Source organism: Rhodocytophaga aerolata (assembly GCF_030503435.1).
Taxonomy (GTDB): Bacteria; Bacteroidota; Bacteroidia; order Cytophagales; family 172606-1; genus Rhodocytophaga; species Rhodocytophaga aerolata.
Map to the genome: position 1 here is coordinate 1 of NZ_JAUKPO010000019.1, position 21,209 is coordinate 21,209.

At 43.5% G+C, this 21,209-nt stretch carries 20 protein-coding genes and 1 pseudogene; 12 read left to right on the plus strand and 9 right to left on the minus strand.

What is annotated here, in order from left to right:
* Positions 1-392: 392 nt before the first annotated feature.
* From Q0590_RS24250 to Q0590_RS24265, 5 genes and pseudogenes are all read left to right on the plus strand, one after another.
* Entirely contained in the window at positions 393-1,628 is a 1,236-nt protein-coding gene (locus tag Q0590_RS24250) for a class I SAM-dependent methyltransferase (RefSeq protein ID WP_302040211.1), read from the plus strand.
* Between the two features lie 8 nt (positions 1,629-1,636).
* Positions 1,637-1,690: pseudogene (locus Q0590_RS37590) on the plus strand ((2Fe-2S)-binding protein); the annotation flags it as partial.
* A gap of 30 nt (positions 1,691-1,720) precedes the next feature.
* Positions 1,721-3,037, plus strand: a complete 1,317-nt coding sequence (locus Q0590_RS24255; protein ID WP_302040212.1) for a DUF4910 domain-containing protein — start codon at positions 1,721-1,723, stop codon at positions 3,035-3,037.
* A 56-nt stretch (positions 3,038-3,093) separates the two neighbouring features.
* Positions 3,094-4,401: a glutamate-1-semialdehyde 2,1-aminomutase gene (locus Q0590_RS24260; RefSeq protein WP_302040213.1), complete on the plus strand. Its 1,308-nt coding sequence runs from the start codon at positions 3,094-3,096 to the stop codon at positions 4,399-4,401.
* Positions 4,402-4,547: 146 nt separating this feature from the next.
* Entirely contained in the window at positions 4,548-5,792 is a 1,245-nt protein-coding gene (locus Q0590_RS24265) for a glycosyltransferase family 61 protein (protein ID WP_302040214.1), read from the plus strand.
* Positions 5,793-5,879: 87 nt separating this feature from the next.
* Here the strand turns inward: Q0590_RS24265 and Q0590_RS24270 are convergent, their stop codons facing one another.
* The 4 genes from Q0590_RS24270 to Q0590_RS24285 all read right to left on the minus strand — a co-directional run bounded on the left by Q0590_RS24270 (position 5,880) and on the right by Q0590_RS24285 (position 10,842).
* The gene (locus Q0590_RS24270) at positions 5,880-6,806 is read right to left on the minus strand and encodes a Nif3-like dinuclear metal center hexameric protein (protein WP_302040215.1); all 927 of its coding nucleotides are present in this window, start codon (positions 6,804-6,806) and stop codon (positions 5,880-5,882) included.
* A 130-nt stretch (positions 6,807-6,936) separates the two neighbouring features.
* The gene (locus Q0590_RS24275; RefSeq protein ID WP_302040216.1) at positions 6,937-8,463 is read right to left on the minus strand and encodes a polysaccharide deacetylase family protein; all 1,527 of its coding nucleotides are present in this window, start codon (positions 8,461-8,463) and stop codon (positions 6,937-6,939) included.
* Positions 8,464-8,623: 160 nt separating this feature from the next.
* The gene (locus tag Q0590_RS24280) at positions 8,624-9,691 is read right to left on the minus strand and encodes an Ig-like domain-containing domain (RefSeq protein ID WP_302040217.1); all 1,068 of its coding nucleotides are present in this window, start codon (positions 9,689-9,691) and stop codon (positions 8,624-8,626) included.
* 35 nt (positions 9,692-9,726) lie between these two features.
* A complete protein-coding gene (locus Q0590_RS24285) occupies positions 9,727-10,842 on the minus strand; it encodes a hypothetical protein (protein ID WP_302040218.1) in 1,116 nt (371 codons plus the stop codon).
* A 675-nt stretch (positions 10,843-11,517) separates the two neighbouring features.
* Here Q0590_RS24285 and Q0590_RS24290 point away from each other — a divergent pair.
* The 7 genes from Q0590_RS24290 (at position 11,518) to Q0590_RS24320 (ending at position 16,575) form a co-directional block, all read left to right on the plus strand.
* Positions 11,518-11,811, plus strand: a complete 294-nt coding sequence (locus Q0590_RS24290; RefSeq protein ID WP_302040219.1) for a type II toxin-antitoxin system HigB family toxin — start codon at positions 11,518-11,520, stop codon at positions 11,809-11,811.
* 69 nt (positions 11,812-11,880) lie between these two features.
* Positions 11,881-12,237, plus strand: a complete 357-nt coding sequence (locus tag Q0590_RS24295) for a helix-turn-helix domain-containing protein (RefSeq protein ID WP_302040220.1) — start codon at positions 11,881-11,883, stop codon at positions 12,235-12,237.
* Between the two features lie 389 nt (positions 12,238-12,626).
* The gene (locus Q0590_RS24300; protein ID WP_302040221.1) at positions 12,627-13,496 is read left to right on the plus strand and encodes a hypothetical protein; all 870 of its coding nucleotides are present in this window, start codon (positions 12,627-12,629) and stop codon (positions 13,494-13,496) included.
* Positions 13,497-13,883: 387 nt separating this feature from the next.
* Entirely contained in the window at positions 13,884-14,249 is a 366-nt protein-coding gene (locus Q0590_RS24305; protein WP_302040222.1) for a GntR family transcriptional regulator, read from the plus strand.
* Between the two features lie 10 nt (positions 14,250-14,259).
* Positions 14,260-15,219, plus strand: a complete 960-nt coding sequence (locus Q0590_RS24310; RefSeq protein ID WP_302040223.1) for a slipin family protein — start codon at positions 14,260-14,262, stop codon at positions 15,217-15,219.
* A 73-nt stretch (positions 15,220-15,292) separates the two neighbouring features.
* Positions 15,293-15,802, plus strand: a complete 510-nt coding sequence (locus Q0590_RS24315) for a hypothetical protein (protein WP_302040224.1) — start codon at positions 15,293-15,295, stop codon at positions 15,800-15,802.
* Positions 15,803-16,008: 206 nt separating this feature from the next.
* Positions 16,009-16,575 (plus strand): hypothetical protein, encoded by a 567-nt coding sequence (locus Q0590_RS24320; RefSeq protein WP_302040225.1) that lies wholly within the window; start codon positions 16,009-16,011, stop codon positions 16,573-16,575.
* Between the two features lie 94 nt (positions 16,576-16,669).
* On the opposite strand, the gene Q0590_RS24325 is transcribed toward Q0590_RS24320, so the two are convergent.
* The 5 genes from Q0590_RS24325 to Q0590_RS24345 all read right to left on the minus strand — a co-directional run bounded on the left by Q0590_RS24325 (position 16,670) and on the right by Q0590_RS24345 (position 21,029).
* Entirely contained in the window at positions 16,670-17,602 is a 933-nt protein-coding gene (locus tag Q0590_RS24325; protein WP_302040226.1) for an SdiA-regulated domain-containing protein, read from the minus strand.
* 114 nt (positions 17,603-17,716) lie between these two features.
* Positions 17,717-18,160, minus strand: a complete 444-nt coding sequence (locus Q0590_RS24330) for a PepSY-like domain-containing protein (RefSeq protein WP_302040227.1) — start codon at positions 18,158-18,160, stop codon at positions 17,717-17,719.
* A gap of 80 nt (positions 18,161-18,240) precedes the next feature.
* A complete protein-coding gene (locus tag Q0590_RS24335) occupies positions 18,241-19,029 on the minus strand; it encodes a DUF2490 domain-containing protein (RefSeq protein ID WP_302040228.1) in 789 nt (262 codons plus the stop codon).
* Positions 19,030-19,092: 63 nt separating this feature from the next.
* The gene (locus Q0590_RS24340) at positions 19,093-20,355 is read right to left on the minus strand and encodes a sensor histidine kinase (protein WP_302040229.1); all 1,263 of its coding nucleotides are present in this window, start codon (positions 20,353-20,355) and stop codon (positions 19,093-19,095) included.
* Positions 20,352-21,029: a response regulator transcription factor gene (locus tag Q0590_RS24345; protein ID WP_302040230.1), complete on the minus strand. Its 678-nt coding sequence runs from the start codon at positions 21,027-21,029 to the stop codon at positions 20,352-20,354. Before Q0590_RS24345 ends, Q0590_RS24340 begins: the two co-directional genes overlap by 4 nt.
* Between the last annotated feature and the right edge of the window lie 180 nt (positions 21,030-21,209).

Here is a 21,209-nt window from a genome sequence, read left to right on the forward strand (position 1 = left end):
TTCCTACCAAACTGATTCACACCGTGGTTGGCATGGGCTATATTATGAAAGAAGATTAACAGTTCCGGCACTCGCTATAGAAAGTAGATACTGTTTCTCTAAAATATTTTTTACAAAATACCTTATAGGTTCCGTTTTCTCTATAAGCAAGCATACTGCTTGTTATAGGCATATATAATTGTACAGAGATCAGCCAAAAGCTAGAAAACTATAGCAACCTGCATAGCCAGCCAAGGTTATGCGAAGACAATGCAACTCAGCAAGCAGCAAAAAATCCTTTTTAATCTACTTTTAATCTAGCTTTAATGTGCTTTTAATTGCTACAAAGCACTTTTGACTAGATACTAATGAAGGCTTACCTGCTTAAATGCTGCCTCTAACTTTGATTCACCGTGAACTGCCGATTCTGCCAGACCCTATTAACGCATACTTTTATTGATCTTGAACACAGCCCACCTTCTAATTCTTTCTTAACAGTTGCTCAGTTGCAGGAGCCGGAAACGTACTTCCCACTAAAGTTATTTGTTTGTGACCAGTGTTTTCTGGTGCAGCTGGATGAAGTAAAAAAACGGGATGAAATTTTTAACAGTGAGTATGTGTATTTCTCCTCTTATTCTAAAAGCTGGCTTACCCATGCAAGAAAGTACACCGAACAAATGGTAACCAGGTTTGGCTATGACGAAAATTCCTTTGTACTGGAGATTGCCTCTAATGACGGATACCTGCTGCAATATTTTCAGGAGAAAAACATACCGGTATTGGGGATTGAACCCAGTGCAAATACGGCTGCTGCCGCTGCATTAAAAGGAATTCCCAGCATTACAGATTACTTTACTTCTCATTTAGCTAAAGAACTCCGGAAAGAAGGCCGGTGTGCCAGTTTGCTGATAGCCAACAATGTACTGGCCCATGTTCCGGATATTAATGACTTTGTAGAGGGATTAAAAATTGCCTTAGGTGATAAAGGAATTATTACCATGGAATTTCCTCACCTGTTGAAACTGATCGAAGAATGCCAGTTCGATACCATTTACCATGAACATTACTCGTACCTCTCTTTTCTGACGGTAAAAAAAATAATTGAAGCACATGAGCTGGTATTGTTTGATGTGGAACAGTTGCCAACCCATGGAGGTTCTTTACGGATTTATGCCAAGCACCGCAACGACAGCAGTAAACCCATAATGCCTCAGGTGCAGCAACTGGCCGAGAAAGAAACACTGGCAGGTTTAGTGGATTTACGGGCCTATAAAAACGTTGAAAAAAGAGTAAGCCACATCAAATTTAATTTTTTAAACTTCCTGGTAGAGCAGAAAAAGCTGGGAAACAAACTTATTGGCTACGGTGCAGCAGCAAAAGGAAATACCTTATTAAATTGCTGTGGCATCAAAGGCAATCAGTTAATAGAATTTGTGGTAGATGCTTCGCCGTATAAGCAAGGCAAATTTCTGCCCGGCAGTCATATACCCGTATTTGCCGAAGACCAGATTATTGCTTTCAAACCTGACTACATTATTATTTTTCCCTGGAACTTAAAAAATGAAATCATGGACCAACTCTCTTATATCAGGAATTGGAATGGAAAATTTGTAACATTTATTCCCCATACACAAGTTTATACGCCTTAATCCCGTAAAGAAGCTGTTGCCTGTTTTATCATTTACCGATGCCAGGCTGCTTTACAGAGTAGTACCAGTACTTTTCACTCGAACCACACCCTATGATTTCCCCAGTTACTCATCCGGCTACCGATAGCCACGTTACAGGAAACAGGTTATATGATTTAATTGTTGAGCTGTTTCCCATTTGCCGCAGCATTACCGGAAATGGAGTAAGGCAAAGTTTGCAGATCCTGCAACAACACATTCCGCTCACCGTGCATGAAGTGGCCAGCGGTACCCAGGTATTCGACTGGACAGTACCCAAAGAATGGAATATCCGCGATGCTTACATTAAAAATGCGAAAGGTGAAAAAATTGTTGACTTCAAAAATTCTACCTTGCATGTACTCAACTACAGCACACCGGTTCATAAAAAAATGTCCTTCGCCGAGTTGAAGCTGCATCTGTTTACCCTGCCCTCACAACCCAGCCTGATTCCTTACCGCACCTCCTATTATACAGAAAACTGGGGCTTCTGCCTCAGTCACAACCAATACCTGGCTATGACGGAGGAGGAAGAATATGAAGTATGCATCGATTCTTCGTTAGAAAACGGACACCTCACCTATGGCGAGTATCTGATCACAGGAGAAACACCGGATGAAGTATTAATTTCCTGCCACATCTGCCACCCTTCCTTGTGCAACGACAATCTTTCTGGCATTAGCATTGCTACGCTGCTGGCAAAGGAACTGAGCAGTTTATCTCTCCGGTATTCTTACCGGTTTTTATTTATTCCAGGTACTATTGGTTCCATTACCTGGCTTGCCCTTCATGAGCAAAGTGCCTTCAACATCAAACATGGGTTAGTAACTACCTTGTTAGGCAACCAAGGAAATTTCACTTATAAACGGTCACGCCGTGGTAACACAGAAATTGACCAGGTAGTGGAATTTTTGCTGACCAACACTGGAAAAGAACATACGATTATTGATTTCTTTCCCTACGGATACGATGAACGCCAGTATTGCTCGCCAGGGTTTAACCTGCCGGTGGGTTGCCTGATGCGTACCCCTCATGGACAATTTCCTGAATACCATACCTCTGCCGACAACCTGGATTTTGTTCAAGCACCTTATTTGCAAGAAGCATTTTCGCTTTTCTGGACCATTATTCAGACCTTGGAACATAACCGGACATACCTTAATCTTGCGCCAAAATGTGAGCCGCAATTGGGGAAAAGAGGCTTATATAAGGCAATCAGCGGCGAGGCAGATTCTAAATCACGGGAAATGGCTATGCTCTGGCTGCTCAATATGTCGGATGGCGAACACTCTCTCCTGGATATTGCCAGCAAATCGGCTATTGAGGTAGAAACCTTGAAAAAGGTAGCAGATGTATTAGTACAACATCAGTTATTACAGCAACTACCCTAGATTAACTTCATCCCTAAACTTACTGGTCTGCTACGTCAGCCGGATGCTCATACACTATGAACCTTCAACAATCACTCGCTTTACAACGCCGGTTTCATGCTGCCATTCCTGGGGGTAGCCATACCTATGCCAAAGGAGACGATCAGTTTCCCGAACATATCCTTCCTATTATTGCGAAAGGTAAAGGATGCCTGGTATGGGATGTAGATGGAAATGAATACATGGAGTATGGCATGGGATTGCGATCAGTTACCCTGGGGCATGCCTATGAGCCTGTTATTGAAGCTGCCTGCCGGCAAATGCAATCAGGCATAAACTTTAACCGGCCGGCTGCTGTTGAACTGGCTTGTGCCGAACAGTTTTTAGATATCCTTAAAGGAGCGGACATGGTGAAGTTTGCCAAAAATGGCTCTGATGCAACCAGCGGAGCTATCAAACTTGCCCGGGCTTACACCGGACGGGATAGAGTAGCCATTTGTGCCGAACACCCTTTTTTCTCGGTAGACGACTGGTTCATTGGTTCTACGGCTATTAATGCAGGTATTCCACAAGCTGTAAAAGAGCTAACCCTTAAATTCTCCTACAATAGCCTGGAAAGTGCCCGAACCCTTTTCGAAACCTACCCTGGTGAAATTGCCTGCCTTATTTTGGAAGCTGAAAAAGAAACTCCTCCAGCGGAAGGGTTTTTACAAGGCTTAAAAAAGCTATGCCACCAGCAGGGTGCCCTTTTTATACTCGATGAAATTATTACCGGTTTCCGGTGGCATCTGGGCGGCGCACAGACCTATTATGGCGTAGTGCCAGACCTTTCTACTTTCGGCAAAGCATTAGGCAACGGATTTTCTATATCAGCCCTGGCTGGAAAAAAAGAAATTATGGAACTTGGTGGGCTTCAACATACAAAAGAAAGAGTATTTCTGCTTTCTACAACCTATGGGGCTGAAACTCATTCGTTAGCGGCAGCTATGGCAACCATGCAAGTATATAAGCAACAGCCGGTAATTGAGTTTTTATACCAACAGGGGCTACGCCTGGCCAAAGGCATTGGTAAATCCATTCAGGAACATGGGTTAGAAGAATATTTTACCCTGATGGGTAAACCTTGCTGTCTGGTGTATGGAACCAAAGACTGGGAAAAGAAGCCTTCACAACTATTCCGTACGCTATTTTTGCAAGAAACATTAACAAGAGGTTTATTGATGCCCTCTCTGATTGTCAGTTATTCGCATCAAGATACGCACATAGACCGAACTATTGAAGCCATCCATGAGGCCCTGGCCGTGTACCGCAAAGCTCTGGATGAAGGCATAGACAAGTATCTTCACAGCCGCCCGGTAAAACCTGTGTACCGTACTAAAAATTGATAGCACTTGTAGAAACCATCCCTTAGATGTACTGGATGAATCAGCTAACCTACTACACAAGATCATTAACTGGACATTCATGCTGAAGATGTCCGGAAATGCATTTTCTCAACCCTACTTCACAAAATCGTTACAGCTTGTTGACTATGAAAAAACTGTTTGGTAAAGTCAAAAATAAGGGCTTAAAATGGCTACGTAGGCTTGTTCCACACCATACGTTCTATAAACCTGTCAGAGCCCTGGAATCCAGTAAAGCTTATTATCAGAACAATCAGCAGGTAAGCGGCCTAGAATTCGTAGAAGTGTACCCAGCTTATACCACGTCACTAAAAGTGCCGGAAGACTTTCTGGATGCTGTACCCTCCTACTGCATGTACGACAAACGGCACCACAGTTTACCTTCTACACTTACGGTTACAACCAACTATGTAGTAGTAGCTTTGCCCCACGGACGGTTATATTCCAATAATGTAGATATGGTTGCTGTTATCTCAGCCGATGGTGTACTGCTAGGAGATGTATCCCTGCAATACTTACCCGACCGGGTAGCTAGCGCAACCGAAAATGCTATTTTTAAACAAGCCTATTTCACTCCACCAGTAAACTATACAGGCGTTGTATTTACGATGCTGGCTGGCGGTGGTCCTATTCATAACTATGGACACTGGCTGGTAGATGTATTGCCTAGGATTCATCTACTGAAAAAAACCGGATGGTTCGACAAAGTCAATTGGTTTGTTGTGCCCAATTATCAGCACGATTTCCAGAAAGACTCGCTCAAACTGCTGGGCATCCGGAAAGAGCAAATTATCCGCGGATCGGATAACCTGCATATTACCGCCGACCTGTTAATTGCCTCTACGGCTCCCCGGGGAAAACGCAGTTACCTGATGCCACAATGGCTGGTAGACTTTCATCGGGCAAGTTACTTAGCTACCATCTCTCCAACCGCTTCATATGCACCCCTTATCTATATTAGCCGCAGGGACGGCACTACCCGTAAAGTCCTTAATGAACAACCATTGATTGAATTATTGGCGCAATACAACTTTCAGGTTATTGAATTAAGCAAGCTCTCTTTTGTTGAAAAAATCAACCTGTTTCAGTATGCTAAAATCCTTGTCTCAGTAGTAGGCGCAGCTTTTGCCAACCTCGTTTACTGCCAGCCAGGCACCAAGGCACTGGAGGTATTTCCCGAATTTTTGGTAGACACTTTCGATTACAACTTAGCCACCTTCGTAGGCGTCGATTACCGGTATTTAATTCTTCCATCGGCTGTGCAAACCAGGAAATTAACTAAAGCCACAAACGCCGATATGACGGTAGACCTACCTGCCGTAGAAAAGGTGGTACAACAGCTCTGCGCAGAAGTAAAACAGGAGGTACGCTAAAACTTGAAGCTATCCTGTTCAAAAGGGCTTCTTGAAAAGGGCTTCTTGGATAAGCAGAGAGCACACCTTTTGCAGAAAGATTACGCGTTAGAGCCACATAAACGGATCGCCGGAGGCAATATGGGAGACAGGCAAGCCAGAAAATTTAGGTTTTAGCCAGTCTACCAGCCATTCCATGCCCGGTTCTTCACTTACGGAATGGCCCAGGATAATTAATGACATTTTTCTGCCTAACAGCCTGGCATCCCGGATGTACTCGGTTGTTTCCCACTCCGGGGTCTCTCCCACTACTACCACATCTGGTTTTTCACTCTCTGCTACCCCAACCTGCCGTTGCCCGCCCCATGCCCCAGGAAGCAAGGCAATCCGTTCACAAGACTGGTTCAGGTCGCCGATCACTCTCAGTTGTTTTATCCCTAAAGACGATTTCAGATGAGTTACTAACTGCTGCAAAGAAAGTTTTGGGATGGTGAGTATCCGCTCTCCGGGCTTGTAATAGGAGAGCCAGTTTGCTTTTTTTGCCACCCCATAACTGATTGCATCTGGTTTTAGAGAATGACAATAATCGTGAAACCGCCATACGACTATATTATGTTTTTCCAGTAGTTGTTGCTTGTCTTTAACGACCGTATTTCCGGCTACCCATTCCGGATTGTCTGTATGGTTGTAAAACGTAGGTTCATGGGCCATAATAAAATTGGCTTTCCGTTTAGCCGCTTCCTCAATTACAGCAATGGTAGCAAACATAGTTGTGACAATGCCGCTTACTACCTGGCTGGCTTGCCCGGATTTGAGTGTATCTACGGTTTCTTTCAAAGGGGACAACTCTCCTTCCTTCAATATATGATCCATTACTTGTTGTACGGTCCATTGTTTTTGAAAAACGTTGGCTGCTTCTTTCGTATAAGCCGGTTGCAGCCCTAGCAGTGCCATGCCACTTCCAGAAAGGAGGGTACTGGTAATAAATTTTCTTCTACTAAGTAAATAGGCAGATTGGAAAGATGCGTCTTTCATAATAGTATGACAGGGTTTAAAAGTCTAGCAGGTTCATTCACTTAATAAAAGTATGCTTTAGGCAAGTAAAGGTATTCTTCTGAAAAAAGTCAGCAGATACTGTAAAATCTATTTATGCTCAGCCTCTGCACTACTTGCCCGACCGGATAGCAGGTTTTATAGTCCAGGCTTGTAGCTTGGCTAATTCCATCAAGGCAGGGGAATGCCACCCCGTTGGAAAAAGCCATCCCCACAACTGCTCGCTGTCCTGGGCTATATATTGGGTAGTGGTTAGTTTTGCCGGCTTACATTCAATAGTTTGCGGAGGCTTGCTATTGCCTAATAAAGGGATCAACCTGGCAATAGTAGACAGATAAACTTCCGGAGAAACGCCTTTACTGCCCAGCCAGATGGTAGCAGGGATCCGCTTATGTTGCTGTAAGTAACTGGCTACATCTACAGCCGTGCGTTGCAATTGATTCACAGAAGTGGTATAGGGTGATTCCAGTATAGGTCCAGGTTCGGTAGGTCCATACAGTGTATCTGGCAGGATAAACGCTTGATTGGTCTTATCCGGATTCAGGGGTGCCGCGATCCGGTTGTTGAGCAAACTGAATATTTCTGCCGGAGACACGGCCCATCCTTCTCCGACCTGGAAATGTATACTATCTGTTACTGCTTTGGCAAGTGCCTCTACCTCAGGTATGGTAAAAGTATGCTTTAAGGCTTGGTCTGCATAGATGGTAAGGGCATCGCGGGCAGTTACAAAACGTATCTGCTCTTGCTTTTTCATCCACTTCAGGTATGCATGAAAGGTTTCAAAGGCTAGTTCTGTTTCCTTGGCACTTTTTTGAGGAGGCAACTTCCAGTCTTCCCTGGGTGGATTTTCGCCCTTGTTGAAATTTACGCCATCCCAGAATTCCTGGTGGACCCATTCGCACGGATGATAATAGATATGCACTGCTCCTCCGCCTTGTGCCAGTATTTGTGCTTTAGCGGCCATGAAATCTTTTTTGGCTTTTTCCAGCTCGTTTTTTCCGCCAAGCTCCATGCGAAGTGTATGTCCTAAATGAAAGATGGTAAGTACGCCTCCATACCAGAGCGGCTGGTCAAACAAATTTATATGATTGCCGAAATCCATGTAGACCGGAATATTCATCCGCCGCATGGCAGCAAACGATTGGGGTCCCCAGGAACTGCCGGGTTGCCCGTAACAACTAGGTTGCTGATTAAATATCCGGGCTACATCTTTCGCCCCCGGTTCTTCTCTGCGGACAAACTCTGTTACGCCCTCCTCCCATCCTAAGGCTGATAAGTATTGGGCAGGTGTAGGATGGACACTGTGCCAGTTGGAATGGTAGCCTATTTCATGTTTTTTCAATGCATCAATCACATCCTGCCTGCCGCGCCTCTCCAAGGTACGGGCTTTTTCACCCACCACTTTAAAGGTAGCCCGCACGCCTTCCTTAGTTAACATGTCAGCCAGTCGCAGGGCGGCATCATCGCTGGCAGGTAACAGGTAATCTTCCGTATCAAACCACAAATAAATATCCATGGTGGGCGAAGCTTTAACAGAAGTGCTCCCGGAAGAAGGTACTGGAAGTTGAGCAGGTTGCCCCATGGTTTTTACCAAGGAACTTAACAGCAGGAATGCAATAGCCAGAAGTGGTTTTCTCATGGTGTCAGAATATGGCCGAATATATAAAAAATAGGCAAATCAACCATCTTTCGCTGGTTTATCACAGTGACATTTTGTAAATAATTGGTTGCAACGAAATAGGCTTAACAAACTAAAATACCCTGCGGGCAAGGCCAAACTGCATTACTGAAAACCACTCCTAATAAATAGTGAATTCTTTTGAGGTTTTTGGCAAATTTGTGGGTTTGCTTACGGTAATATCCCGGTCGAAGAGGCGAGCCAGATTGTTGCCAGCCAGATCTTCCAACCTGGATTCAAATGCCAGCTGGTATGTTCCGGGTTGCCAGGGTGCAGCAGGTTCAAAAAGAAGGGTACTTTCCTGGTTACTCAAGCCTATTTGCCCTGGTAACTGCTTCCCCTCTTGATCTAGTATGTAAATGGCATTCATCAGCAAACTATAATCAAGCGGTTCCTGGAAGTTTACTTCCAGAGCATGTTTTGTCCCGGCTTTGGGTAGTTGTATTTGCCACAAGTTAGGGTCCGGAGAAAGGCTGTCTCTATGAGTAACAACAAATATTTTCTGGTACGCTTGCTTTAAAACAAGGCCCTCCGTGTCTGGCCAGTCGGGCCGGATATACAGGCGGTAGTGGCTGGCTAGTTGTAAAGGCTCTCCCAACTGCTGATTTGGCTGAAGTTCCCGCTTAATTCTGCCTGGATCGAGCCACAAAGTAAGCAAGGTGTGGTCCTGGTTCCATAACTCTGGCTGCAAGTCTAAAAATACGTTTTCCAGTGTATCGCGGGTATCTTTTATCAGCACTAACTGTTTCAGGGCTTTTCCGGTTTGCATGGGTTTCGAAAACCGGATGTACATCTTCAGCAGGTTGTGAGGCAAGGTATCTTTGGATGGATAAACGGAAAGTACTTCCGGCGCATCGGCAGTATCTGCCAGGGGTATTTGTAGTTGGCCAACCGGCTGGCCATTTAATTGAACCTGGTAAGTTAGCCCCCGGGTAAAAGGAATTAATGGCTCAAATACTATTTCTTCTTCAGCCCTCAGCCATTCTCCTAGAACCGCTGTATGAGAGGTATCGCCTTTGAGGGTGATATGTACGCTAGTGGCCAGCGAATCGTTGGGTAAGCTATTCAACAACTGGCGAGGGATACGCAAACCGGTGGCCCGGTTTTGTTCCCAGCGGATGGTAAGTTCTGCTGGCTGCTTATTTCCGTTTGTACAGCTACTAAATAAAAAAGAAAAGATCAGGCCCATTGTGCATAGGAGCCTGATCTTACTAAGCGGTAAACTTAAAACCATCTTTCTGCCGAAGCGGTCCATAAATCCAGATCACCATTGGCTTTGCGTTGCAGCACTACTACCTGGCTATCGTCCAGTTTATCCATCTGTACTACATTCACGGCTGGTAAAGTTACAAAGTCTACACCGGCAGTAGCATAGCTTTCCTGTACTGGCTCGGTAAGCGAACCGGCATAGGCTTCAATATTCTTGTATTTCACCCGCATTACCGGACGGTTTGTGTTAGCCATCACCAGAAAAGAATCTCCTCCTTTTTTCATCGAAATCATATCTATCGGTGAATTGCCTGCCCCGAATTCTGCCACCGTTCTGCCTTTTACATGCTTGCCTGGTTTTAGCTCATCCAGTGGGAACAAGACCAGAGGCGTGCAGGTATAGCTGGCCACCAGGTATTTTTTGCCATTCAGCTCAGCTGTGGTAAATGTCCGGATAGGGGCATTGGTTTCGTATTTTCCATGCGCGGCGTGGTATATTTCCAGAGAAGCCTGCTCCTGTTTATCGGTAAAGGGAAACGGAATTTTTCTGAAGGTGGAACTGAACTCCTGGTTAGATAAGCCGCTAACCATTACACTGCCATCGGCAAAGGCAAGGTCTGATATGACTAATTCCCGTAATGGCCGGCCCCGTCCATCCTTGGCATCTGCTGCCGGGGCATTGGCCACAGAAACCTGGCTGAAGGGCACATTTTTTAGCTGCACCGACTGAAACTTGTCTTTATCCAGGATGAGCAGTACCGGTGTACCGTCGCTGTGCTGCACGGCACAATACAACTTCTTCGATACAGGATTGACTACCATATCCAGAATGGTGATGTTTTTTACTTCCGTACCTAGTTGTGACGCAATTTTTTGATCCAGGTTTTTAATTTCAAGGCTTTGCCCTTTCTCTACAACCGTTTTATCTTTTGTATCAATTGCAAAGACAGCTGCACTCTTAGAATCGCCAACGAACAAGATACCGTCTGATCCAAAGGCCAGGGCACTGATTGATTGAATTACCGGTGTACCAGTTTCAAACCCATATGGATGCATAGTAGAACGGGTAGCCCCGGTGAGCAGCAATAGGGCAGGCAAAGCTGATGCCACTATACAATAGAACTTTTTCATAGGACGTGTGTGGTTTGGAAGAATAAGTTAACAAATTAATCGGTACCGTATTGGATATAAAGCTATTTTAAATTTTCAGCAGCGATTGCATAAAAGCAGTAAACAGTTCAGCAGCCCCTTCCTATTTTAGTATACCCCTGAGGATATTTTTTCCAGGTATATTTTATTGCAGGCAGGTCAACCTATGAACCATTACCGGGATCTATTGTTTGATAGCGGATTATTTTTAGTGTCCATCCCGGCTGACAATCAAGCGTATGCGCAGGAATAACTTTCGGATAGCAAAGCGAAAATGCGGATAAAGCTTACTTTTACATCCACTATTGCTTGTTTATGATTCATCTTTCCACCTATTATTCACCCAACAAGCTACGTTTATTCCTATACCCAGGAAAGATACATGCTAATTCTGAAGAAATGTTGAAGCGGACGCCTGAAGTAAGAAAATCAGAGGAGCAAAACCAGTTACCGGAACAGGGACCGTACTCCCCGGTTTGCAGAGTTAACTATGCAAAATAGGGAGCTTTTGTAGGAAAACAGCCAATATTCGCTAAATTTGAGCCGTAGTAGTTTCAAACTTTATATAATTAGTTTAGTTTATTGAATGTCAAACTTTTACATTTTGATTATTATGAGCCTGTAAATTAACATGTTAAATTTTTTTTAAAACGTACAATGATTGTTCTCCCTTATCGAGCTTGGATTACCAGAAATGTTTCATTACCCAGCGAAATCATCGAGCTACTCGATGCGTTTTATACCATTGCTGGTGCCGCTAAGTGGCAGAACCCACAAGATGTTAAAGCTATTTTTCCTGCTGCTGAAATACTCACCAACGACCGTGTGCTAATCGACATTGCCAACCAGTATCACTTACTAATCCGGGTAAATTATGCCCTGCAAGCTATACGGGTACTGCACTTTGATTCTTATGGAAAATTGTCGCAATTGCTGCTGAATAATCCTTAATTTTTTTGAAAAAACAGCCGCAGAATTAGTATATTTCTAACAAGTTTTAGACAATTAACTTTAATCCCTATGACCACCATAACCGTACGAGTAATCAAGGAGGACGCTGATTATGAAGCCCTCCTGCAACGAATCGATGAAATATTTGATGCCAAGCCCGGAACCGAAGAAGGCTATGAACTTGAAGTGTTATTACTGCTTACCGAGAGCTACCAGAAGAAAACCCACCCACTCCCTAATGTTCCGCCGGTAGAAGTAATAAAGTTTGTTATGCACCAGAAAGGGCTTATGCAAAAAGACATTGCTCACTATATGGGGGGCAAAAACCGTACTTCGGAAGTGATGAGAGGGCAACGCGAACTTACTGCACAAATGATCCGGAAGCTCTCAAAAGGCCTGAATATACCGGCCGCTGCCCTGCTCTAATTGACAGCCAGTAAAGCATCCGCTTAACAGGTGCCTGTTTGCAAATTTGAATGCATCTGCACTACTTTTTATCATTTTTTTACAACGGTAAGGGCTTTCGTATCTACAGAAGTTGCTTATTGCTACCTACCCAGCCAGCTAAACTATTACAATTACTCAGGCTTAGTTTGTTCACTAACCCTGGCCAGACAGTATAAATAGCTACGTGTAAGCCATCCAGCTATTGTGTAAGTAATCATACTAATTTTTCTTAAAGTCTAACGGATTCATACCTGTCGTAAAACCTGGATAAAGCTGTGTATCCTTCCCTGGGTTGCCCGAGCTGTATGAGTCTAGCATATGTACAAGGAATCAATGCTTAATCTATAAAAATAAACCTATAAAAGTAGATGTTGATAAATCAGTATACGCAAACGCCTGTATATGTGGCGTTCGCCCGCGAAATGCTATTTTTTTCACGCCGTTCATACCTGTTTGTAAAGAACCGGCTAAAACATAAAACTATTCTATTTTACCCGGATTACCCTTTCCGCAGAGCAGAAATCTGGAAGATTATTTCCCGCACCAATTATAACATTACCAATAATCCCGATCAGCCCTTCGACATGGTATTCTATTGGAAAGATACCACCCGGCGAGCCCATGACCCCTTTCTGGAAGCACTGAGCAGGACCTATCCCATTATTAACCTGCGGAGTGTTGATATTGGAAAGGATTATGTGGATAAAGTTTTCAGGGAAGTGTTTGGCTATTCCTCCCTGATTGATCCGCTTACCTACCAGGGCAAGTGTGTAAAGAAAACCATTATTAATGGCAAACACGATGGCCAGATTATAGATTGTCCTATTTTAAAAGTGCAGGAAGGCTATATTTATCAGCTCCTTATTGATACCATTGACGCTAGCCAGGAAGCGCTAGATTACCGGGTACCCATCTTCAAGCGGGAAATTCCCTTTATGCTGCTCCGCTACAAGCATAGCAACGACCGTTTTGACCAAACCTTGCATGTTAAACTAACTGACCCGGCAAACATATTTTCAGCCGATGAGCAGCAAAAAATTATTACTTTCTGCCAGCGAATGGGAATTGAATACGGTGAATTGGATATACTCCGCCACCGGGCAGATAACCGGATATATATTGTGGATGCCAATAATACGCCTTCCAGCCCTCCAGCTTTTGTTCCTTTTGATAAACAAGAGCGGCAAATTATGTTACAGAAATCAGTAGAAGCATTTACCCGGAACTTCTTATCCTAACCGATATTTTATACTTTCATCGTTCTTCAATTGCGGTTTTAGTATACAAGTTTTTGTATCCACTATCTTGAGGCGGTTGCAAACGTACCAGCCGGCAGGCATCGCTGGTACGCCTCTTCCAGCATGAACTAGATTCCTTTCGCCTCCCATCAGGTCAGTATTGTTACAGGTATGTTTCAGCTTATGGATTTACCCTGCTTCTACATCCAGTAGAGTATAGTTCCATTAACTAGTTATAAAGCAGCTAGCAGATAAGCAGATAGTAGAAAACGTAAGACTGTAGCAGGTATAAAATCGTCCTGTAAAAATATTTCAGCGAAAATTTTGAGAAGTAAATTTAAGTTGTATGTTTGTACTATATGTATATGACAATAGTACATTCATACAATGATCGATTTTCAATTAGACCCCAGAACGGGTACACCTTTTTACCGGCAAATCATTGATCAGATCAAATTTGGCATTGCGGCAGGCAAACTTAAAACCGGTGAGCAATTACCTACGGTCCGTTCGCTGGCGGTGGAATTAAAGGTAAACCTAAACACCGTGGCTAAAGCCTACAAAGAGTTAGAAATTCAACGGGTGCTGGAAACGCAGCAAGGTACTGGCACCTTCATCAGTGAAATTAAAATTCAGCTTTCCGACAAAGAAAAGCATGGCAAACTAAAGGAGATATGCGATGAGTTTACAGCTATTGCCTTCAGCTATGGATTTTCCAGAGAGGAACTTATTAATCAACTAAAAAAATCCTAACAAGATGATCATGAACAAACATACAAAATTAGGGGTAAACCCCATTTCTTTAACAGTGTTTAGTATACTAGTTGGAATCTCGGTCGGGCTGTACTGGCTTAGCTATATCAGTGTTCCGTTATTAGTTGCTTTACTTATTCTATCTATCCTGCTTGCCAGCTCTATCCATATCGCCGACCAATGGGAAAAAGCAGTGGTTTTACGGGTAGGTAAATTTGTAGGGTTGAAAGGACCAGGCATCTTTTTTATTATCCCTATTATTGATAAAATAGATACCTACATTGATCAGCGGGTACGGGTAACCGACTTTAAAGCTGAGCAAACACTTACCAAAGATACCGTGCCGGTAAATGTAGATGCAGTGGTTTACTGGACTGTGTGGGATGTAGAAAAAGCTGCTCTGGAAGTGCAGGAATATGAAACGGCCATCTACTACATTGCCCAAACCGGCCTCCGGGATGTAATCGGCAAGCATGAACTGGCAGACTTACTTCAGGAAAGAGACAAAGTAGCCGAGGTATTGCAAAAAATGCTGGACGAGAACACCAATCCCTGGGGAATTACCTGCCAGACTGTGGGCATTAAAGATATTATTATTCCTCAACTCTTAGCCGATGCCATGAGTAAAGAAGCCCAGGCTGAACGCGAACGGCGGGCAAGGGTGATTCTGGGAACGGCTGAAACAGAAATTGCAGAAAAATTCGCCAAAGCAAGTTTGCAGTATCAGGATAACCCGGTGGCCCTTCACCTTAGGGGGATGAATATGCTCTTTGAAGGCTTAAAAGAGAAAGGATCTATGGTGATTGTTCCCAGTTCTGCCCTTGATTCCATGAACCTGGGTGCCATGGGGGGCTTAATTTCATTAGCCAAAGCAAATGAACCCAGACAACTGCCTAACAGGGATGTTGCCAATGAACGGGTACTCACCAAGGATACGCAAGAAACCCATATCCCCGATCAGGCCACCTAAGCCTGACAGATTCTGAACAGCATTTCATGGTAGTTAGTATCACTTCCTTTATCTATTTCTTAATTTACTGATTATGATTCCATTAAGCACCCGCAGCTTTTACTTAGAAGGCGTTACCCCTGATTTCTTTTGGAAGGAGTTAGACAAGATAACGGTTGGGCAGTCTATCGACCCAGAATTTGGCTACACAACGCCTCATTTTGGAAAGTTTGACAATGTGTTTGGTGGGAGAAAAGTAAAAAATTCTTTTTCGGTCTTTTTGTACCGTCCCATTAGCCAGCTGGTGCGTACAGAAATTCTGGCGAAAGGTACGGTAGAAGAAAAAAGTTCAGGAATCAGAATCACGTGCCGGTTTGAATATCCTTTCTGGAGCCTTCTTATGCTGATTCTCCTGGGCTCAATGCTAGTATCTCCTTTTTATATGCATTCGCTTGAAATGGGCTTTATGGCAACGCTGTTTGGGCTGTTCCTGTACAGCTTACTTGTTGTTTATAATCATGCAAACATAAAACAAGAACTGAGCAACCAATTGAAATTACTTGAGCAGAAAGCAAAAAAAGAGATAATTAGCCCCGGTTTCTGAACTAGTTGTATTTCGCATATGCACCCTTGTTAGAGGAAATGCTGTAGTAGGTTGTTTGCAGAATTTTATGTATGTTGTTCTATATTCGATACCTGCATGGCTGGCTTTGCGAACGAAATATACGCTGCCTTATCCGGAGAAAATCAACGTACAGGGCGGTATTTCCTACAATAAAGGCCAGTCTGTACCTTCTCTTATTGCTATATATGAACAAACGTTTGACTATTCCCTTATGTATTGGGGTAATGTTTTTTTCGGGCATCGCAAGCAGCCTGGCCCAGACCAAAGAGATAATGAAAGCCAGATGGCCGGTGGGAACAAAGCAAGAAAGCCATGGATTTACTATTTTGCGGGAGACAGGCGATAATGCGGCTAAACAGATTACCAATATTAGCTATATGCCTTTGCCTTTGCTTATAGAAGAAGCGAAAACAACTGCGGAGACTGAAAAATGGACAGCAGAACAACTAGCCATCCGCCTAAGTAAATTACAGGGACAGGGGTCTGGTGGCCGAGTGCAGGTGTATATTAGCAGGCCAACAACCGAGGCGGCAAATGCTTCTAACTTTACGCTTCTTGTAGAGAATGAACAAGGGAAAGAACTCTACCGGGAGGAGTTTGACCCAGAAACGGCTTTGCAATCTGCAGGCCGGAGTAATTTATTTGAGGCTTATATTCCCATAGAGATTGGAAGTATTTTCTATGTCTCACTTATTGATGAACTTTCCAGGCCTACACCCAGCTACCGGTTTCTTATCCGGAAAAAGGATTAAACCAACAGCTTATAAACTAGCACCCCCTTAGCCCACTGCTTATACCCAAAATTAACCGCAACAGGCTTAGGGAGTAATACCTGACAGTAACTAGTTACTGCTGCTGTGGCAAGTTAATCTTGCGGATGTTGCCGGCTCCTTTTTTACCTTCATTAGAAATAAAAATCTCCCCTGTTGGGCTAAAAGTAATTCCTTCCGGCTTTGCAAAATCCGGTTTTGCTAAAGAATAAACCATTTTCAACTCTCCGTCCGCATTCAAAAGTAATAGCTGGTGATGTACTGCTTCGGTAATATAAATATCACCAGTCAAGGGATGAATATCTATATCGGATGGCTGCAAAGCTGACTTTTTACTTTTTGGTGAGTAAGCAGCTGCCAGCACAGGGTCATGCAACAATAGTTTGTATACTGGCTGAGTTTGCAGTTCATTAGAAGCCAGGTCAAAGGCGTAAACTCCCTTATACGCCTGGCTATGCGGGTCCACGCCTTTAATAGAAAGCAGCAGCCGGTGATTTGCTGCATCATAGCATAGTCCTTCTACGTCTTGCTCTGCCGTAAGAAAGCTTTCAAACTGCGTAACTTTTGGCTGAGCACTAAGCAAGTTGTCTACTTTAAAAAGCCTGCCATCGCTACGTACCACATAGGCAGTATTTTCCACCAAGGTTATGCCTTCATAATCTCCGGCATCTGCAAAGGGAATTACCTGCTCTATGGAATGGCTAGCCAGATTATAAATATAAATATTGCCTAATTCGTCCTGAACACAGGCTATCTTATTGGCAGATAAGTAAGCTATGCCTGACACTTCCCGCAACACTTCCGGCAGTTGCCAGCTACTTTCTATGCGTACATCCGTAGCAGTAACTACGTGTGAATTCTTTTTTTTCGTTTTTCCATCCTCACTATAGTCATAAGGCGACTTACTTTCAGCTCTATTGAAAAAAGTTTGTCCGGTATTTTGCCAGAGAAAAGAAAGGGATGCAACCGCTACTAACACCATAGCAATGCCTTTTATCCATGTATACATGCGCAACTTTGTTTATTCTGTAAATGAGTATGCCTGATAAAACGCCAATCCGGGCTCAGCAACCTGACACAATCCCGGAAAGGTGAATGTTTTACTAAACCACTGGGCTGTTAATTAGTTTATTCCAGCGTTCTTTTCCAATAGTTTTCCTTCAGCCGAATAAATAACCTTGTATTCAACTAACCCTTTTTCCACTTCCACCCGGTAAGTAGTAACGCCAGATTGTTTGATACTTTCTGCTTCATCGGTGGTATATCCCGGATAGTCTTTCTCAATAGCTGCTTTTACAGCCTGTGGTAATTGATCAACCGGCATATCTGCTTTCACTTTAAGTAATTTGCCATTGGCATCAATATACGCTTTATGATCGACGGTGTTTATTTCAAATTCTACGACATACAGGTCTTTCTCTTTTTCCCATTCCACATCGGTAGTAGCCGTAAAGGAAGTAAGAAAGGTATTTTTGACAACAGAAGGCACCTGACTTTCGGGAATATCCTGTCCATAGCTTCCAAAAATCGTATTAAACATAACGGTTAGGGCAACAATTGATTTCATAGCATTAGATAGTTAGTGAATGAATTAATTTTTAAACAAAAGTAAAGGTGAATACTGGAAACATTTGGGAATAAACCTCTTTAGTGTACAGAAAAAGGATTTTTTATAATCAGATCCACGGCAACATGCATCGTACTGATAAACGTATGTTCATGCAAGCGCCAGTACTGATGCATCAGGCCCAGATCCAGGTCCCAGTTCAGCCTGGAAAGATGGTGGCGGAAATATAGGGAAGTGCGGTTTTCTGTAAAATGAAAAGGCTTCATATCTGGCCATAGTGTAAAGCCTGCTTGTTTACCTGCGCCTTTAGCGGAGCCCATCACTTCGGTTAGCACTATCAACGAATTCGTCTTGTTGCCGGATAAAGGTAGGGTAGCTTTACCCTGGTAACGTGGCCGGAGTTCCAGGGGATCTTTCCAGGAAGACCAGTCTGGCTGATAAAAACGGCGGATATCAAGCCGGAGTGCCTGTGAGAAGGAAAAGTTGCCCCTTTTGAAGGAATGGCTCAGCTTAGGATACAACCGGATTTCCTGCTGATATGGTGGTAGGCTCTCTTCATAGTAGGCACGGTTTCCATACATTGCCGTCAAGGAGAAAGTAAAATGGCGGGAGAGTTTGTAGGCCATACCCTGCCGGAGTGTAAATGTGCCTTGTTGTTCTATTACTGCATAATCGGTTAGGTGGCTATGCCTTCCAATACCGATGGTTGTATAGCTTGTCCAACGTTTGTTTAGTTGTTGTTGAACTTCCAGGGCCGTCCAGACAACGGCTTTTCCACCTTGCCCCGGTGAAGTTACCTGAGCCTGGGCTCCTGTTGTTAGAACAATTCCCAGGACAGAAGCCACCAGATACTGAATTTTATGTTTCATGGTCTATGTTTATTACGTACCTGTCAAACATAGACTCACAATCTGAAAACAAACTGGAAACCCTTAGAAATCGATACTAATTCGGTGATGCTGCTCGTATTGGTAGCTCAGCTTTAGCCCATACAGATCTGCAATGGCTTTTACAATAGAGAGGCCCAGGCCGGTAGACTGACTGCTGGCAGAGGCTTTATAAAACCGTTTAAATACTTTGTCAGGGTCCAGGGCTTGGGCAGGGCCGGAATTATGGATAGCTATCTGATTTGGGTGAATAACTACGGTAACAAAACCGTTTTTTACATTATGAATAATGGCATTTTTCAGCAAATTACTCAGCATCATCTCTAACAAGTCTTTATTCATGCGCTGATGAAGTTCGCCTTTGGTTTCCAGGTGGAGCGTTACCTCTTTAAACTGCGCCTGCTCGGCAAACTCAGCCAGAAGTTTAGTTACGACAGCATTTACCTGTATATCTTGTTCCTGGGTAAATTGTTTGTTTTCAATTTTAGACAGCAACAACAAAGACTTATTCAGCCTGGTAAGTTTTTCCAGGTTTCCAATAACAGACTCCATCAGCATGGCCTGCTCTTCGGTGAGTTCCGATTTTTCTGCCAGCAGTTCCAGCTTATTCAGGCTGATAGCTACTGGGGTCTGCAATTCGTGCGAAGCATTTTCAATAAATTGTTTCTGGCTTTGGTAAACCTGCAGATTGTTTTGCAGCAACTTGCTAACAGATTCTTGTAAATCGTTGAACTCATCAATTTTGGATGCCTGAAAGGCTAGCGGAACAGGCTTGTCTAGCCGGTACTCTTTCAGGGTATCTAATAGCTTGTAGAAAGGCCGCCAGATGCGTTGCAGCAGCGATTGGTTAATAAAAACGACACACACCACCATTACCGCATACAACCAAAACAGGTAATAGAAAAGATCTTCAATTAAGTCGTCACTTTCCACAAAAGAGGTAATAATGGTGAGCTGGTAATAGTGGTCTTGCTGGTGGAAAAAGGTCTTTAGCATACGCACAGGCTCATAATCGTTTTCGTTCACCATAAACAGCAAAGTATCCTGGTACTGGTCTGTTGCTGCTAGGGCTGCCTGTTTGGAAACCGGCTGAATCCGGTAGTTGCTTTCTCCAAACTCTGTTTTCTGTAAAACAGCTGCATCCTGGGAAGCCCGCCGGAGGATAAGAATTTTGGAATTCTCCAGGCCATCATCTATGCTGTCGTATACCTCATCAATAATAGCCAGATAAAAAAGCACAGACCATATGCTGATAATGCCTAGCAGGGCAAGGGAAAAATAGGTAGTGGTGTAACTGGAAAGCTTCACTCGGTAACAAGTTTATAGCCTAACCCATACACAGCCACCAGTGAAATCCGGGCTCCGTTATCCTGCAGTTTTTTTCTGAGGTTTTTTATCTGAGAATAAATAAATTCAAAGCTATCGGCTTCATCAATCCGGTCTCCCCAGATATGTTCGGCCAGAGAGGTTTTACTCACAAGCCGGTTCTTATTTGACACAAAGTAGAGCAAAATATCATACTCTTTGCGGTTAAGAACTATCTCTTTTTCATCAATAAATACCATCCGGTTTTGCAGGTCAATAGTGGTATTAGCCAGGGTAAGAAGGTTAGTTCCTTCAAATTTTTTTCTTCGCAGAACCGATTTCAGCCGGGCATGTAACTCTGCCAGATGAAAAGGCTTGGGTAGATAATCATCGGCCCCCAGGTTCAATCCTTCAATTTTGTCGTCCAGTGAATTTTTGGCAGAGATAATAATGACACCTTCTGTTTTGTTTATTTTCTGTAATTCTTTCAGCAGGGTAAGTCCGCTTCCACCGGGCAGGGAAATATCCAGCAGAATACAATCATACTCATAAATATGTATTTTTTCTAAGGCGGCCTGTAGCGTATAGGCATTTTCTACTACATACTTTTCCTGTGTTAAGGAGTGGCTGATGCTCTGAGCCATCTCCGGTTCGTCTTCAACAAGCAGAATTTTCATATACCCAGGGTTAGTTTGCAAAATACGAAATCAATTCTGGAAACATTCTGGAAAATGAGTGCTTTTGCACAGAAAATTTACCTTATCTATCACACAAAGCTACCATTAGCTATTTCTGCAAACCTTCATTGGCTACCGCAGTTACAACAAAACGCCTGGCTATTGCTCCCTGTTTCAGGG